This window comes from Mixta intestinalis (assembly GCF_009914055.1).
Taxonomy (GTDB): domain Bacteria; phylum Pseudomonadota; class Gammaproteobacteria; order Enterobacterales; family Enterobacteriaceae; genus Mixta; species Mixta intestinalis.
This window is the reverse complement of sequence record NZ_CP028271.1, coordinates 3072493-3086427: the sequence shown is the minus strand read 5'-3', so window position 1 is coordinate 3086427 and position 13935 is coordinate 3072493. Positions and strand designations below refer to the sequence as shown.

General features: G+C 57.0%; 14 protein-coding genes and 1 other RNA gene. 12 read left to right on the top strand and 3 right to left on the bottom strand.

Translation table 11 applies throughout. The annotated features are described in order from the left end of the window. Positions 1-46: 46 nt before the first annotated feature. Positions 47-1402 (top strand): UDP-N-acetylmuramate:L-alanyl-gamma-D-glutamyl-meso-diaminopimelate ligase, encoded by a 1356-nt coding sequence (gene mpl, locus C7M51_RS14300; protein ID WP_160622406.1) that lies wholly within the window; start codon positions 47-49, stop codon positions 1400-1402. Positions 1403-1476: 74 nt separating this feature from the next. Here the strand turns inward: mpl and yjgA are convergent, their stop codons facing one another. Beyond that, positions 1477-2019, bottom strand: coding sequence for a ribosome biogenesis factor YjgA (yjgA, locus tag C7M51_RS14295; protein WP_160622405.1), 543 nt, complete (start codon positions 2017-2019; stop codon positions 1477-1479). A gap of 174 nt (positions 2020-2193) precedes the next feature. Here yjgA and pmbA point away from each other — a divergent pair, with 174 nt between their 5' ends. The 11 genes from pmbA to C7M51_RS14240 all read left to right on the top strand — a co-directional run bounded on the left by pmbA (position 2194) and on the right by C7M51_RS14240 (position 12586). Continuing rightward, a complete protein-coding gene (pmbA, locus tag C7M51_RS14290; protein ID WP_160622404.1) occupies positions 2194-3534 on the top strand; it encodes a metalloprotease PmbA in 1341 nt (446 codons plus the stop codon). A gap of 436 nt (positions 3535-3970) precedes the next feature. Further along, positions 3971-4237: a glycine dehydrogenase gene (locus C7M51_RS14285; protein WP_244323844.1), complete on the top strand. Its 267-nt coding sequence runs from the start codon at positions 3971-3973 to the stop codon at positions 4235-4237. A gap of 54 nt (positions 4238-4291) precedes the next feature. Further along, positions 4292-4648, top strand: coding sequence for an SFCGS family glycine-rich protein (locus C7M51_RS14280; protein WP_160622403.1), 357 nt, complete (start codon positions 4292-4294; stop codon positions 4646-4648). Between the two features lie 2 nt (positions 4649-4650). Continuing rightward, positions 4651-4950, top strand: coding sequence for a DUF4312 family protein (locus tag C7M51_RS14275; RefSeq protein ID WP_160622402.1), 300 nt, complete (start codon positions 4651-4653; stop codon positions 4948-4950). 35 nt (positions 4951-4985) lie between these two features. Then, positions 4986-5762: a DUF4311 domain-containing protein gene (locus C7M51_RS14270; RefSeq protein ID WP_160622401.1), complete on the top strand. Its 777-nt coding sequence runs from the start codon at positions 4986-4988 to the stop codon at positions 5760-5762. 14 nt (positions 5763-5776) lie between these two features. Then, a complete protein-coding gene (locus tag C7M51_RS14265) occupies positions 5777-6421 on the top strand; it encodes a DUF4310 family protein (protein ID WP_141177184.1) in 645 nt (214 codons plus the stop codon). Positions 6422-6469: 48 nt separating this feature from the next. Continuing rightward, positions 6470-7603: an amidohydrolase/deacetylase family metallohydrolase gene (locus tag C7M51_RS14260; RefSeq protein WP_160622400.1), complete on the top strand. Its 1134-nt coding sequence runs from the start codon at positions 6470-6472 to the stop codon at positions 7601-7603. Further along, positions 7587-8702, top strand: coding sequence for a DgaE family pyridoxal phosphate-dependent ammonia lyase (locus C7M51_RS14255; protein WP_160622399.1), 1116 nt, complete (start codon positions 7587-7589; stop codon positions 8700-8702). Before C7M51_RS14260 ends, C7M51_RS14255 begins: the two co-directional genes overlap by 17 nt. A gap of 2 nt (positions 8703-8704) precedes the next feature. After that, a complete protein-coding gene (gene dagF / locus C7M51_RS14250) occupies positions 8705-9445 on the top strand; it encodes a 2-dehydro-3-deoxy-phosphogluconate aldolase (RefSeq protein WP_160622398.1) in 741 nt (246 codons plus the stop codon). Positions 9446-9485: 40 nt separating this feature from the next. After that, positions 9486-10616, top strand: coding sequence for a lactonase family protein (locus C7M51_RS14245; protein ID WP_160622397.1), 1131 nt, complete (start codon positions 9486-9488; stop codon positions 10614-10616). A gap of 59 nt (positions 10617-10675) precedes the next feature. Beyond that, positions 10676-12586, top strand: a complete 1911-nt coding sequence (locus tag C7M51_RS14240) for a BglG family transcription antiterminator (protein ID WP_160622396.1) — start codon at positions 10676-10678, stop codon at positions 12584-12586. Positions 12587-12623: 37 nt separating this feature from the next. Here the strand turns inward: C7M51_RS14240 and rnpB are convergent. Next, positions 12624-13001, bottom strand: an RNA gene (rnpB, locus tag C7M51_RS14235) — RNase P RNA component class A. A 32-nt stretch (positions 13002-13033) separates the two neighbouring features. Then, on the bottom strand, positions 13034-13897 hold the full coding sequence (gene rsmI / locus C7M51_RS14230) for a 16S rRNA (cytidine(1402)-2'-O)-methyltransferase (protein ID WP_160622395.1): 864 nt from the start codon (positions 13895-13897) through the stop codon (positions 13034-13036). Positions 13898-13935 lie beyond the last annotated feature (38 nt).

Below are 13935 nucleotides of genomic sequence, written 5' to 3'. Positions count from 1 at the left end.
CTCGGCGCTACACTGTGTCCCGAACTTTTTCGTAAATGGATCTTTTATGCGTATTCATATCCTTGGTATCTGTGGCACTTTCATGGGCGGACTGGCGATGCTGGCACGCGCGCTGGGCCATGAAGTTACCGGCTCTGATGCCAATGTTTATCCGCCCATGAGCGTGCTGTTAGAGAACCAGGGCATTGATTTGATTGAGGGTTATGATGCCAGCCAGCTTGACCCGGCACCGGATTTGGTGATCATCGGCAACGCAATGACGCGCGGCAATGCCTGCGTGGAAGCGGTGCTGGAACGCAACATTCCCTACATGTCCGGACCACAATGGCTGCATGATTTCGTACTGCGCGACCGTTGGGTCATTGCGGTGGCCGGGACGCACGGTAAAACCACTACCGCAGGCATGGCAGCGTGGATTCTACAGGCCTGCGGGCTGGAACCCGGCTTCGTCATCGGCGGCGTGCCGGGCAATTTCTCCGTCTCGGCAACTTTAGGAAAAAGCCCATTCTTCGTTATCGAAGCTGATGAGTACGACTGCGCCTTTTTCGACAAGCGTTCCAAATTCGTGCATTACTGTCCGCGCACCCTGATTCTGAACAATCTGGAGTTCGACCACGCCGATATTTTTGACGATCTGCGCGCGATTCAGAAACAGTTCCATCATCTGGTGCGTATCGTGCCGGGCCAGGGAAAAATTTTGCTGCCGGAACATGACGCTAACCTGAAGCAGGTGATGGCGATGGGCTGCTGGAGCGAGCAGGAAACGCTGGGCGAAGGGGGGCACTGGCAGGCGAAAAAACTGACGCCGGACGCCTCACACTGGGAAGTCTGGCTCGACGGCGAGCGCGTGGCGGAGGTCAACTGGGCGCTGGTAGGCGAACATAATATGCATAACGGCCTGATGGCGATTGCGGCGGCGCGCCACGTTGGTATCAAGCCGGAAGATGCGGGACGCGCGCTAAACGACTTCATTAATGCCCGTCGTCGCCTGGAGCTGCGCGGCGAAGTCAACAATATCAACGTTTACGATGACTTCGCGCACCACCCGACGGCTATCCTGGCCACGCTGGCGGCGCTGCGCAGCAAAGTTGGCGGCACCGCGCGCATTCTTGCGGTGCTGGAGCCGCGTTCCAATACCATGAAGCTGGGCGTCAGCAAAGACGATCTGGCTCCGGCGCTGGGGCGCGCCGATGAGGTCTTCCTTTATCAGCCGCACCATATCCCGTGGCAGGTTGCTGAAGTAGCGGAGGCCTGTATCCAGCCCGCCTTCTGGAGCGCCGATCTTGACGTGCTGGTTGAAACTATCGCTAAGCACGCGCAGCCGGGCGATAACATCCTTGTGATGAGCAACGGCGGCTTCGGCGGCATCCATCAGAAGCTGCTGGATCGGTTGGGCAAATAGACGCAACATCGCTGGCGCAGCGGCAGGCCAGCGTTACCTGTTAAAAGCGTAACGCTGGTAGGCCCGGCTGGAAGCTAGGCTTCCGCCAGTTCGCGCAGGTACTGGAAAATCTGGCGATAGGCTTTTGGTGGTTTGTTGGTCGCTTTTTCTTTCTGCGCGTTACGGATCATACTGCGTAGCTGTTGGCGATCCGCATCCGGATAGAGATTCAGCACCTCAGCGATGGCATCGTCGCCCTGTTCCACCAGGCGATCGCGCAACGCTTCCAGCTTATGGAGCAGCGCCACCTGCTGGTTATGGCGGTTCTTGAGCTTATCCAGCGCCTGGTAGATCGGATCGGGATCGCGGGCGCGAAGCAGCTTGCCGATCAGCTGGAGCTGGCGGCGGCGGCCCTCTTTCTTAATGCGCTGCGCCAGCTCGATCGCTTCGCGCAGCTCTTCATCCAGCGGCAGGCGATCCAGCGAGTTTTTACCCAGATCGACCATCTCCGCACCGAGGCGCTTTAACTCCTCGGCGTCACGTTTAATCTCACTCTTACTGACCCAGATAATCTCTTCATCTTCTTCTTCTTGATTATCCGGTACATCATCGAGCCACTCTTCGTGGTGTTTCGTCATTATCAGGCTCCTGAAAAAGAGGCTAATGCTATCAGGTTACGCGGCTACTGCGAAATTGTTCTCTGAGTCTGTTAGACTCCAGAGAAGGATACAACTTACGCATTGCCGTGCTTTTCGGGCTTAGCAGGCTAAGCCAGCACAGGCAGGCCGTACTCATCATATTATGGTAGCTCAATGAAAATACTCACTCAGGTTGCAGAACAACGTAAAGTGCTGGAGCAGGCGGTGGCCCAGGCGCTGGAACTGGCGAAGGCGGGCACCGACGGCGCTGAGGTGGCAGTCAGTAAAACCACGGGTATTGGCGTCAGTACCCGTTATGGTGAGGTGGAAAACGTCGAATTTAACAGCGATGGTGCGTTGGGCATCACCGTCTACTGGCAAAACCGCAAAGGCAGCGCCTCCTCAACCGATCTGAGCCCCGATGCGATCAAACGCACCGTGCAGGCGGCAGTCGATATCGCCCGCTATACGTCCGCCGATCCTTTTGCCGGCATGGCCGATCGCGAACTGCTGGCTTTCGAGGCACCGGATCTCGATCTGTTTCATCCGTGGGAGATCGATCCCGATAAGGCGATTGAGCTGGCGGCGCGCGCCGAGCAGGCTTCATTACAGGCGGATAAGCGCATCACTAATACCGAAGGCGGCAGCTTTAACAGCCATGTCGGCATCAAAGTTTTCGGCAACAGTCACGGTATGCTACAGAGCTACTGCTCCAGCCGCCACTCGCTCTCCAGCTGCGTGATTGCCGAGGCGGAAGGCGACATGGAGCGTGATTACGCCTACACCATCGGGCGGGCGATTGAAGATTTACAGTCGCCGGAATGGGTAGGGCAGGAGTGTGCCCGTCGCACTCTCTCGCGCCTGGCACCGCGTAAACTGCCAACGATGAAAGCGCCGGTGCTGTTCGCGCCGGAAGTGGCTACCGGCCTGTTCGGGCATCTGGTAGGGGCTATCAGCGGCAGTAACGTCTATCGTAAGTCCACCTTCCTGCTGGATGCGTTGGGCACGCAGATTCTGCCGCAGTGGCTTACCATCGAAGAGAAACCGCATCTGCTGAAAGGCCTGGCTTCCACGCCGTTTGACAGCGAAGGCGTGCGCACTCAGGATCGCGAAATCATTAAGGATGGCGTGCTGCAAACCTGGCTGCTGACCAGCTACGCCGCTCGTAAGTTAGGGCTGCAAAGCACCGGTCACGCAGGCGGCATTCATAACTGGCGCATCAAAGGCCAGGGCAGCAGCTTTGACGATCTGTTGCGTCAGATGGGCAAAGGTCTGGTGGTCACCGAACTGATGGGCCAGGGCGTCAGCGGCATCACCGGCGACTATTCGCGCGGCGCGGCGGGCTTCTGGGTGGAAAATGGTGAGATCCAGTATCCGGTCAGTGAAATCACTATCGCCGGTAACCTGAAAGATATGTGGCGCAATATTGTTACCGTTGGCGACGATATTGAAACCCGCAGTAATATCCAGTGCGGATCGGTACTGCTGCCGGAAATGAGTATTGCCGGGCAGTAATCGCTGTCTCAGCGGGCGACTTTCCGGTTGCCCGTCTCTTTTTGCCACGCCTCTCTGTTCGTCCCACGCTAAGCTATACCTCATAGACTGCGCAGGCACAGCCATAGCCTTTTCTTATTTTCCCGTTGGCTTTTAAACGGTTAATTTTCTCTGCATAACGCTTTTGTGCAGCGCCTGGTCGGATGGCGCGCCTTAAGCCGTCCTGCATGCCCTGGCAATGCACAAAGCGAGCGTTTTGCGACCTTGCTCACCTCCTGCGCGCTGATTTCCACTTCGTGGCGGAAAAAGTCGTTCTACAAACCGGCAGGCAATAGCGCTACCTTGTTTTCACAGCAAAAAATGGACCTTCAGGCAATCAGGAGTGGGTAAGGTGGATAACAGATCGGAGCAAACGTTGGTGACCGAGGCGGAAACGGCGGCATTAGCTGAGCGGGTAATGAAACAGATTGATGAACTCTTTACCGCCGAAGCTATTCATCCCAATGCGGTGCAGCAGCAGATGCTGGCTTCTCATGTACGCGCTATGGCGCTGCGATCGTTAACCGGCGAACCGTTGCCGGAGGTCGAGGCCGAGCTGTTCGAGGATATCTCCCCGGAATCGATGCGGCTGGCGCAGCAGGTGGTCGATCTGTTCGGCAATTTGCCGCGTGAAGAGGCGTGGCTGCTCTCGGTACATTTTGAAGTCGCAAAAGCGAATGCATAAACCGACGGAGATCGCTCTGTCGGCAGTCAGCAAATACAACAGAAGGAACGCAATATGGTAACCGTAGTCATTGGCGATCGTTTAGGTAAAGGGCAGAAAGTCGCGGCAGGCATCGAAAAGGCCGGTGGACGTGCAGTTGTGGTGCCGGGCGTGGCGGCGGATATGAAGCTGGGCGACGTAATGAAAGCGGAAAACGCCGACTTCGGCATCTCTTTCTGCGGCAGCGGCGGCGCGGGTGCAATTACGGCGCAGAACAAATATGGCTACAAGGCCAAACACGGCATGCGCTCCATTGATGAAGGCGTGACGGCGATTAACGAAGGCGCGACGGTACTGGGTTTTGGTTTTATGGATAAAGAGGAGCTGGGCGAGAAGCTGGTGCAGGCCTGGAACAAAAAGTACGGCAGCTGAGTATGAAAGAACAATTCACGACTTCAGTGCAGGTCAGTGGCAAGGGCGATACGCAAGGCAAAGCCTTTGCCGATGCGCTCAGCCACGTTCAACAGAAGGTTCTGCAATCCACACAAAAAATTCTGCTGCGCATTGAGCCTCAGGACGTAAAGGTGATTCGGGCGCAGCAGCGCATCAGGAAAGAGAAGTTTCTGTTTTTCTTTCTACCGCGTGAGCGACGGAACTACAGCGTGGAGCTGGAGATTACCGTCAATGTTACCGTGATTAATACCGACAAGGTGGAGTTTACGGTAGCGCCATAAAAAAACGTTGGGCGATAAAACATAAGGAAAGACTCATGTTTTTAATTATTTTGCTTAAGTCGCTGGTGATTGGCGGGCTGGTAGGCGTGGGCGTCGGCGCAGGGGCCGCGCGTATGTTCCATGCGCCGACCTCACAGGGCATGGGCGCCTTTCGAACACTGGGCGAATTAAATTCCTGCGAAGGCGATCCCGCCTCGCATTTCTCTTTTGGTCTCGGCTTCTTCTTTAACGCATGGGCTTCCTCGGTAGCGGCAGGTTCGTTTACCCAGGATGTGGACCACCGCATTATCCCTAACTGGGGCGCGGCAGCGCTGATGATTAAAAACCGCAACGTGGCGGAAACGCTGCACGATCCGAAAAAAATGGCGATTGCCTGCGGCATCATCGGCATGCTGGTGGTGGCGTTTCTTAACTCAACCGCTTCGGCGGTGCCGGAAGCATTACAGGTTACCGCGGTAAAAGTACTGGTTCCGGCGGCAAATTTGCTGGTTAACACGGTGATGCCGGTGATCTTCTGGCTGGCGGCAATCGATGCCGGTAAGAAATCGGGCTTCTGGGCCACGATTTTCGGTGGCCTGGCGCAGCTGATTATGGGTAACGCCGTACCGGGTCTGGTACTGGGCATCCTGATCGGTAAAGGTGTGGAAGAGAGCGGCTGGAACAAAGTCACCAAAGTAATGATGGTGGCCATCGTTCTGCTGTTTGTACTGAGCGGCTTCTTCCGCGGCTTTGATATGAAGCTGCTGGAATCGTTCCATGCGGGCGTACCGAGCTGGCTTGAGATGATTCATAACGGACTGAGCGGAAAATAACCGGGAGCATAACGATGAACGAAACAAAAAGCGGATTCTGGTACGCCGACTGGTCATTCCCGATCTTTGTTGGCCTGCTCTCAGCCGGTGTATTTGCCGGTACCCATATGTACTACCTCTACGGCATCGGCGCGTTTAACGAAGTGGCTTTCGTCTCCATGCTGCGCTCCGGTATGGAAACCGGCGTCTACGGCGCGGTAGCGGCCTTCGGTGCCAGCTTCCTGTTCGCCCGTATCATTGAAGGTTCGCTGGTGGGGATTTTGGATATCGGCGGGGCGATCCAGACCGGCGTCGGGCTGGGCGTTCCGGCGCTGCTGCTTGGCGCAGGCATCGTCTTTCCGGTGGCTAACTTCGCCGCGTCGCTGCTGACCGGTCTGGTGATTGGCGTGGCGATCGGTTATGTGATCATTCTGGCGCGTAAATTCACCATCAACCAGAGCGATTCCACCTACGGCGCGGACGTTATGATGGGCGCGGGCAACGCCTCCGGGCGCTTCCTCGGTCCGTTGATCATTCTCTCTGCGATGGGTGCTTCCATTCCTATCGGCCTTGGCTCGCTGCTCGGCGCGCTGCTGTTCTACCTCTGGAACAAACCGATTACCGGCGGCGCGATTCTGGGCGCCATGGTGCTGGGCGCTATCTACCCGGTGGCGCTGTAATTCACCGCGGGCCGCTCATCAGGAGCTGGCCCGCCAGAAGGAATTATCATGTTCGATTTGATTATTCGTCGCGCCCGGCTGGTGGACGAACGGCTGGTTGATATCGCAATTCAGGATGGAAAAATTGCCGCCGTAGGGGAAATCAACGGCGAGGCGAAGCAGGAAAAAGTGCTGGATGGCACGGTGTGGGTCAGCGCTGGCTGGATTGATTCGCACGTTCACTGCTATCCCAAATCGCCGGTTTACCATGATGAGGCGGATCGCGTTGGCGTTGCGACCGGCGTTACCACCGTCGTGGATGCAGGCAGTACCGGCGCGCTGGATATCGATGATTTTTACCAGCTAACCCGCCCGGCGGAAACGCAGGTCTATGCGCTACTGAATATCGCCCGCACCGGCATCGTGACGCAAAACGAACTGGCCGATCTTAGCCAGATCGATAAACCCGCGATCAAGGCCGCGCTACAGCGCCTGCCCGGTTTTATTCTCGGCATTAAAGCGCGTATCAGCAGCAGCGTGGTAGAGAAAAACGGCGTTAAGCCGCTGGCGCTGGCGAAAGAGATTCAGCAGGAAAACGGCGGACTGCCGCTGATGGTGCATATCGGCAATAATCCGCCGAACCTTGATGATATCGCCGATCTGCTCGGCGCAGGTGACATCATTACCCACTGCTATAACGGCAAACCGAATCGTATTTTGACGCCCGCTGGCGAGCTGCGTCAGTCGGTACAGACGGCGATGCAGCGCGGTGTGCGGCTGGATGTCGGTCACGGTAGCGCCAGCTTTAGCTTTGAGGTAGCGCGTCAGGCCATCGCTCAGGGCATTCTGCCCGATACCATCAGTTCCGATATCTACTGTCGCAACCGCATTGACGGCCCGGTAAAAAGCCTGGCGCACGTGATGTCAAAATTCTTCAGCCTCGGTATGACGCTGCCGCAAATTATTGACTGCGTAACCTGCAATGCGGCGCAGGGGCTGCGCCTGCAAACTAAAGGGCGACTGGAGCCAGGTTTTGATGCCGATCTGACGCTGTTTACCCTCAGCGACGAGCCGCGTCCTCTGATCGATTCAGAAGGCGAAAGCGTACTGGGCCATCAGCATTTTACACCGCTGGCGGTGGTGGTTGCCGGACAGTGGAAGCTTACCGATGAAGGAAAAATCAATCATGTCTTCAATTTATGAAAAATATGGCCTGAAGCAGGTAATTAACGCTTCCGGGCGCATGACCATCCTCGGCGTCTCTACGCCGACGGCTGATGTGGTGGAGACGGTGAAGTATGGTCTCAACCATTACTTCGAAATGAAAGATTTAGTGGATAAGACCGGTGCCTACATCGCCGGTCTGCTCGGCGCTGAAAATGCGGTGGTGGTTTCCTGCGCCTCGGCAGGGATTGCGCAGTCGGTAGCGGCGGTGATTGTTAAAGATGACCGCTGGTTGCTGGATAACCTGCATGCTGCCGCGCTGACGGTGCCGCATGAAATCGTGCTGCCGAAAGGGCACAACGTCAACTTTGGCGCGCCGGTAGGCACCATGGTGGCGCTGGGCGGTGGACGTCTGGTTGAAGCGGGCTATGCCAACGAATGTACGCCAGAACAGCTTGCTGCCGCCATCTCACCGCAAACCGCGGCGGTTATGTATATCAAATCACACCACTGCGTGCAGAAAAGCCATCTTAGCGTCGAACAGGCGGCAGCGGTGGCACGCCAGCATAACGTGCCGTTGATCGTTGATGCGGCGGCGGAAGAGGATCTGCAACGTTACTACCAGCAGGGCGCAGATCTGGTGATCTACAGCGGTGCGAAAGCGATTGAAGGGCCAACCAGCGGGCTGGTCGTGGGGCGTCATCAGTATGTGGAGTGGGTGAAACGCCAGTCGGCGGGCATCGGTCGCGCCATGAAAGTGGGCAAAGAGGGCATCCTCGGCCTGACGCAGGCGATAGAAAACTACCTGACGCGTGAAAAAGAGAGCGGGGCGCAGATGGTGGAGAAAATGACCACCTTTATCGACAACCTGAATGGACTGAAAGGCGTCAGCGCTCGCGTAGTATGGGATGCAGCAGGGCGCGATATCGCCCGGGCGGAGATTCATTTTGACGAGGCGAAAATCGGTCAAACCACTGGCGATCTGGTACAGGCGCTGAAAAACGGTGCGACGGCAATCTATTTCCGCGGCTATAAGGCCAATGAAGGCATCGTGGAAGCAGACGTGCGCAGCGTCACGGCGGAACAGCTCAATACCATCTTTATCAATATCCAGGCTCTGATAACAGGAGAAAAATAAGCATGACGCTAACCCCTAATTTTTATAAAGACCGGGTCTGCCTGAACGTACTGGCGGGATCGAAAGCGAACGCGCAGGCTATCTGGCAGGCGGCGGAAGGTCATGTGCTGGTTGGCGTACTTTCCAAAAATTACCCCAGCGTGGCAAGCGCCATTGAAGATATGCGTGAATACGCGGCGTTGATTGATAACGCGCTCTCCGTCGGCCTCGGCGCAGGCGATCCGCGTCAGTCGGCGATGGTCAGCGCCATCTCCGGCGAAGTGCAGCCGCAGCATGTAAATCAGGTATTTACCGGCGTGGGGGCCAGCCGCGCTCTGCTCGGCCAGTCGCAGACGGTGGTTAACGGCCTGGTTTCGCCGACAGGCACGCCAGGCATGGTGAAGATCTCTACCGGCCCGCTGAGCTCTCAAACGCCCGATGCAATAGTGCCGGTGGAAACGGCCATTGCGATGCTGAAAGATATGGGCGGCAGCTCGATCAAATATTTTCCGATGGGCGGTCTGCAAGCGATCGATGAGTTTAAGGCGGTAGCGCAGGCGTGTGCGCAGCATGATTTCTGGCTGGAACCAACCGGTGGTATCGACCTGGAAAACTTCGAGCCGATCCTGCAAATTGCGTTAGACGCTGGCGTTAGCAAAATTATTCCACATATCTATAGCTCAATTATTGATAAACAAAGTGGAAATACGCGCCCGGAGGATGTTAAAACCCTGCTGGCTATCACTAAAAAATGCGTTGGCTAAACGCCGTTTCCCCAACGGCGTAACGGAAGAGGTAAATGCGATGCGACTGTTTTCAGCTCTGATGGTACTACTCAGCGCGGCACCGCTGGCTCAGGCTGCACCCTGGGCCTTTGTTGGCAGCTATCAGCCGCATGGTGAAGGTGTTTACCGCTTCAACGTTGCGCCGGACGGGGCGCTCAGCGGCAAAACGCTGGTCAGCCAGCTGCCCAACGCCGCACAGCTGACGGCTAACGCGCGCGGCGATGTGCTCTACGTCGCCAGCGAAAGCAGCCCCGGCACCGTTACAGCCTGGCGGCTGAATACGGCGGGCGAGCTGACGATGATTAACCAGGTTAGCAGCGCAGGCGACGGACCGGTTTACCTGACGCTGACGCCTGACGGTAGGTTTCTGCTGGTGGCTAACTACGTAAGCGGCAGCATTGCGGTGCTGCCGGTACGTGAAGATGGCGGCCTGGATAACGCCAGCGACAGCAGGCAGCACCAGGGGCCGCCGGGCGCTGCACAGCCGCAGGCAGCGGTAGAGGGCAGCTTTGCCAGCAGCGATCATGACGGGCCGCATGCGCATATGATCGCCAGCGACGCCTCCGGGCGCTACGTCTTCAGTACCGATTTGGGTTTAGATCGTATTTATCAATATCGGCTTAGCGAGCAGGGCAGGCTGACGCCGAATACGCCGCCGTGGCTCGCTGCCTCTTCCGCCGGGGCAGGGCCGCGCCATTTCGTCTTTGCGCCGCATGGCGAAGCGCTCTACCTGATTAACGAAGAGGCTTCAACGCTGACGCGTTATCGTTTTAACCCGCAGACGGGCCTGCTGAGCGAACAGCAGACGCTCTCATCGCTGCCGTCGGGCTACAAAGGCACCAGTTTTGCCTCCGGGTTAGTTATCGACAAGGCTGGTAAGCATCTCTATGTGCTTAACCGTCTGCATAACAGCATCGCGCATTTCCGTATTGCCAGCGGTGGCGAGCTGCAGCTGGTGGATCACATCTGGACGCAGGGCGACTATCCACGCACGCTGACGCTCTCGCCCGATGAACGATCGCTCTACGTGCTTAATCAGCGCAGCGATAATATCACCCGCTTCCAGCGGGATCCGGAGAACGGCGGATTACGCTTCAGCGGCGATTTTACCGCAGTTGGCGCGCCGTCGCAGATGGTGATCGTACCGTGAACAGTGGTTAATAGTTTTAATTCGCAGCCTTCGCATGCTGCTAACAGGGGAGAGCCGCCGTGAGGTTTCCAAACCAGCGACTGGCGCAATTGTTTGATATATTGCAAAACGAAACGCTGCCGCAGGACGAGCTGGCGCGGCGTTTCGCCGTCTCCACGCGCACCGTGCGCACCGATATCAATATGCTGAATGAGATGCTGGCCGATCACGGCGCGCTGTTCGTTCTCAGTCGCGGTGAAGGCTACCAGCTGCGTATTCTTGATGCGGCGCGCTATCAGCGTCTGCGCCAGCAGACGCCGTCCCATCTGCGCGTGCCGCGCACTTCTACCGAACGCATACATTATCTGCTGACGCGCTTTCTCACTTCGGCATGGGCCATCAAGCTGGAGGATCTGGCGGAAGAGTGGTTTGTCAGCCGCGCCACGCTGCAAAGCGATATGGCTGAGGTGCGTGAGTGGCTCAGCCGCTATCAGCTCACTATTGAGGCGCGTCCGCGCTACGGTATGAAGCTGTTCGGTAGCGAAATGGCGATTCGTACCTGTCTTACCGATCTGCTCTGGCAAATCGCGCAGGAGAACAGCGAAAGTCCGCTTCTGCAAATGGAGGCGCTGAATAGCGGGATGCTGTTGACGCTACAGCCTCTGCTACAGCAATGCTTTGCACGCTTTAACATCCGCATGACCGATGAAGGCGAGCTTTACCTGCGCATTTACTGCGCGGTGGCGGTACGTCGCATTAGCGAAGGCTACCCGCTCTGCGATTTTAGCGCCGAGGAGGTGGATGACGAGGTGCAGCAGGCGGCGCATCATATTATCAACCTGCTGCGCCCGATGGCCGGCAAGGCGATTGCGCCGGCGGAAGAGGCCTGGCTGCGACTAAATATCGCCGCCCGGCGCGTGGAAGAGGTTGCGCCCAGCGCCATCAGCGCCGATGATGGCGATTCGCTGGTGGACTATATCCTCAGCTACATCAATACCCACTACAACTACAATCTGCAAAACGATCAGCAGCTACGCGCCGATCTGCTCACGCATATTAAAACCATGATCACCCGCGTGCGCTATCAGATCACTATTCCTAATCCGCTGTTGACCAATATCAAACAGCATTATCCGATGGCCTATGACGTCACGCTGGCGGCGGTCTCCAGCTGGAGTAAGTACACGCCTTACGAAATCAGCGAAAACGAAATTGGCTTTCTGGTGCTGCACATCGGCGTTGGGCTGGAGCGCCACTATAACGTTGGCTACCAGCGCCATCCGCAGGTGCTGCTGGTATGCGATACCGGCAACTCTACCGTGCGCATGATTCAGGCGATGCTGCTGCGCCGCTATCCGCAAATCGTGGTGACGCGCATTATTTCGCTGCGTGAGTATGAGGCGCTGGCGGCTATCGAAGAAGATTTTATTATCTCTACCGTGCGGCTTAGCGAGAAAGGCAAGCCGGTGGTGGTGATGTCGCCGTTTCCCACCGACTATCAGCTGGAGCAGCTGGGTAAACTGGTGCTGGTGGATCGCACTCGACCCTATATGTTGGAGAAATTTTTCGACGCTCGCCATTTCTGCATTATCGATCATCCCATCGATCAGGCGCAGCTGTTTCGCCAGCTCTGTCAGCAGCTGGAGCAGGAAGGCTTTGTCGATGAGGCTTTTTATCCCTCGGTAGAGGAGCGCGAGGCGATTCTCAGCACTATGCTGGGCGAAGGGATCGCGCTGCCGCATTCGCTGGGACTGCTGGCGAAGAAAAGCGTGGTGTATACCGTGCTGGCACCGCATGGCATCGTCTGGGGCGAAGAGACCGCCTATGTGATCTTCCTGCTGGCGATCAGTAAAGAGGATTATGAAGAGGCGATGGCGATTTACGATCTGTTCGTCACCTTTATGCGCGAACGCGCCATGACGCGGCTACGCGACAGCCACGACTTCGACAGCTTTAAGGCAGTGGCGCTGGATTGTTTGAGTCGGCTGTAAGAAAAGCAAAAACCCCGCCGAAGCGGGGTTTTTTAAAGAGTGAAGCTGACCGGTAAGCCGGGTTCTGTCGTGGACAGTCATTCATCTAGGCCAGCAATCGCTCACTGGCTCAAGCAGCCTACCCGGGTTCAGTACGGGCCGTACCATGTGAACCCCTATTTGGCCTTGCTCCGGGTGGAGTTTACCGTGCCACGAACTGTTGCCAGCCGCGCGGTGCGCTCTTACCGCACCCTTTCACCCTTACCTGTGCTCAATAATGAGCCATCGGCGGTTTGCTCTCTGTTGCACTGGTCGTAGGCTTGCGCCCCCCAGGCGTTACCTGGCACCCTGCCCTATGGAGCCCGGACTTTCCTCCCCTCTGCCCGTCTCCCCCGAAGGAGGACGACGACAAAGCGGCGACTGTCTGGTCAGCTTCGGCGCGGATGATAGGCCATTCTGGCCACTTTGTCATCCTTCTTGCTGTTCGAGCGCGTATTTATACAGCGCGTTCTTCTTCACGCCGTGAATGTCCGCCGTCAGCGCGGCCGCTTTTTTCAACGGCAGCTCTTTTTGTAGCAGCGCCAGAGTACGCAGCGCCTCGGCGGGCAGCGCCTCCTCATCAGCCTGATGTCCTTCGACAATCAGCACCATCTCGCCTTTACGTCGATTTTCATCCTCTTCAACCCAGGCGAGCAGCTCCGCCACCGGCGCGCCGTGGATCGACTCCCAGGTTTTCGTCAGCTCGCGTGCCAGCACCACGTAACGATCGCCGCCCAGTTCGCTGACCATATCGCGCAGGCTGTCGAGCAGGCGATGCGTTGACTCATAGAAAATCAGCGTGCGCGGCTCCTGCAACAGAGCGCGCAGCGTATCGCAACGCGCCTTGCTTTTCGCCGGTAAAAAACCTTCATAGCAGAAACGATCGGAGGGTAGACCAGCCGCGCTTAGCGCAGCGATAGCGGCACAGGGGCCGGGCAAGGGGACCACGCGCACGCCCGCCTCGCGGCAGCGACGCACCAGATGATAGCCGGGATCGTTAATCAGCGGCGTACCGGCATCCGAAACCAGCGCGATGCTTTGCCCTTCCTGTAACTTAGCCAGCAAAATCTCTGCTTTCTGCTGTTCATTATGATCGTGTAATGCGAAGAGGCGCGCATTGATGGCGAAATGTTGTAGCAACAGTCCGGTATGACGTGTATCTTCCGCAGCCACCAGATCGACGCTCTGTAACACCGTCAGCGCCCGCTGGGTTATGTCGCCCAGATTACCGATCGGCGTGGGAACGATATAGAGCGTGCTGGCAGAAATCTCTGCCCGATCGTGTTGTTTCATTGTTTCATCCGAATTGCCGATTTAATATTGAGCATCCT

Bases quoted from the DNA above. Each gene is read 5' to 3' on its own strand.
- mpl (WP_160622406.1), top strand. From the start codon at position 47: ATGCGTATTCATATCCTTGGTATCTGTGGCACTTTCATGGGCGGACTG.
- yjgA (WP_160622405.1), bottom strand. From the start codon at position 2,019: ATGACGAAACACCACGAAGAGTGGCTCGATGATGTACCGGATAATCAA.
- pmbA (WP_160622404.1), top strand. From the start codon at position 2,194: ATGAAAATACTCACTCAGGTTGCAGAACAACGTAAAGTGCTGGAGCAG.
- C7M51_RS14285 (WP_244323844.1), top strand. From the start codon at position 3,971: ATGAAACAGATTGATGAACTCTTTACCGCCGAAGCTATTCATCCCAAT.
- C7M51_RS14280 (WP_160622403.1), top strand. From the start codon at position 4,292: ATGGTAACCGTAGTCATTGGCGATCGTTTAGGTAAAGGGCAGAAAGTC.
- C7M51_RS14275 (WP_160622402.1), top strand. From the start codon at position 4,651: ATGAAAGAACAATTCACGACTTCAGTGCAGGTCAGTGGCAAGGGCGAT.
- C7M51_RS14270 (WP_160622401.1), top strand. From the start codon at position 4,986: ATGTTTTTAATTATTTTGCTTAAGTCGCTGGTGATTGGCGGGCTGGTA.
- C7M51_RS14265 (WP_141177184.1), top strand. From the start codon at position 5,777: ATGAACGAAACAAAAAGCGGATTCTGGTACGCCGACTGGTCATTCCCG.
- C7M51_RS14260 (WP_160622400.1), top strand. From the start codon at position 6,470: ATGTTCGATTTGATTATTCGTCGCGCCCGGCTGGTGGACGAACGGCTG.
- C7M51_RS14255 (WP_160622399.1), top strand. From the start codon at position 7,587: ATGTCTTCAATTTATGAAAAATATGGCCTGAAGCAGGTAATTAACGCT.
- dagF (WP_160622398.1), top strand. From the start codon at position 8,705: ATGACGCTAACCCCTAATTTTTATAAAGACCGGGTCTGCCTGAACGTA.
- C7M51_RS14245 (WP_160622397.1), top strand. From the start codon at position 9,486: ATGCGACTGTTTTCAGCTCTGATGGTACTACTCAGCGCGGCACCGCTG.
- rsmI (WP_160622395.1), bottom strand. From the start codon at position 13,897: ATGAAACAACACGATCGGGCAGAGATTTCTGCCAGCACGCTCTATATC.